Origin of the sequence: Streptomyces sp. XY431, assembly GCF_001279805.1 — a bacterium.
Classification (GTDB): domain Bacteria; phylum Actinomycetota; class Actinomycetes; order Streptomycetales; family Streptomycetaceae; genus Kitasatospora; species Kitasatospora purpeofusca.
Genome location: NZ_LGDO01000257.1, coordinates 1 through 1412 on the forward strand (window position 1 = coordinate 1; position 1412 = coordinate 1412).

Below are 1412 nucleotides of genomic sequence, written 5' to 3' on the forward strand. Positions count from 1 at the left end.
TCAAGTCCCTCGCCGACTACCTCGCCAAGATCAACCCACCAGATGCCGCAGCAGAGTAGAACTTACCCTCGTGATTTGTGGCGCATCACACTAGTGCCGCATCAGGCAACGTTCGCCCTGTTGACGAAGTCGCGTAGGCGCTGATCGGCAGCGTGCTTGTTCCGCCAGATGATGTAGCGGCGGATCATGCTGCCCTGCTCCTTGTGACTCGCGTGGTCGGTGCCGTCGAGGGCGAAGTAGCGCAGGGCGGTGAACTGGGCCTCGATCCGATTGAGCCAGGAGCTGTTGGTCGGGGTGTAGGCGATCTCCACGTTGTTCGCCGCCGCCCACGTGCCGACCCGCTGGCAGCGCTTCGTCGTCAGATGCGGCGAGTAGTTGTCGACCACGATCGCGATACGCACGTCCATCGGGTGCAGCGAGCGCAGGTAGCGGCAGAACTCCAGGAACTTGGAGCGGTTCTTGGTCTTCTTGATGTGCCCGTAGAGCTGGTCCTTGGCGAGGTCGTAGGCGGCGAACAGGTGCCGGACCCCGTGCGGGCGGGTGTAGGTCGCCCGCCTGCGTGGACGGGGATCGCGGTGGGGGTCCTTGTCCCGGCCGCCGCGTTCGGCCCACTGCCGGCCAGGGCGGGGCTGGAGGTTGAGGGGGCCGAACTCGTCCATGCAGAAGATGACTTCAGGCTCGCCTTCCTCGGCTATGACCTCGCCGTCTGCGATGGCGTAGAGGTGCTCGACGCGGGCCTTCTTCGTGGCGTAGTCGGGGTCGCGGGAAGCCTTCCAGGTCTTCACGCGTTGAAAGGAGACGCCTTCCTCGCGGAGCAGGATGCGCAGGCCCTCGTGGCTGATGTCGTCGACCACCCCCTCGGCGACCAGGAAGTCGGCCGGCTTGGCCAGGCTCCAGGTCGAGAAGGGCAGGCCGTGCTCGGCCGGCCTGGACTTGGCGATCTTCTTGATCTCGCGGCGCTCGGGCAGGGTGAATGTCCTCGGCCGCCCACCCTTGTACTTCGGATAGAGCGACTCGAAGCCGTCCGCGTTGAAGTTGTGGATCACGTCCCGGACCCGGTCCGCGCTGGTGAACGTCACCTCGGCGATCTTCGCCACCGGCATGCCCTGGGCGGACAACAGCACCATCTGGGCCCGTCGCCAGGTCACCACCGACCCGGTGCCCCGGCGGACGATCCGCAGCAGGCGCTGTCCCTCGTCGTCATCGATCTCTCTGACTCGTACTCGCTCTGCCACGCGCACAGCATGGCGCACACGTGCCGTCCGGAGCATTCTCCGGACGGCACGTCATATCAGGGCGAACGTTGCTTGATACGGCACTAGTGTGATGCGCCACAAATCACGAGGGTAAGTTCTACTCTGCTGCGGCATCTGGTGGGTTGATCTTGGCGAGGTAGTCGGCGAGGGACTTGA

The 1412-nt window shown here is 64.9% G+C and carries 1 protein-coding gene; it reads right to left on the minus strand.

Going from position 1 to position 1412, the window contains the following annotated elements:
* Window positions 1-101 precede the first annotated feature (101 nt).
* Window positions 102-1235, minus strand: a complete 1134-nt coding sequence (locus ADK60_RS22875; protein ID WP_234371220.1) for an IS630 family transposase — start codon at window positions 1233-1235, stop codon at window positions 102-104.
* Window positions 1236-1412: the final 177 nt, after the last annotated feature.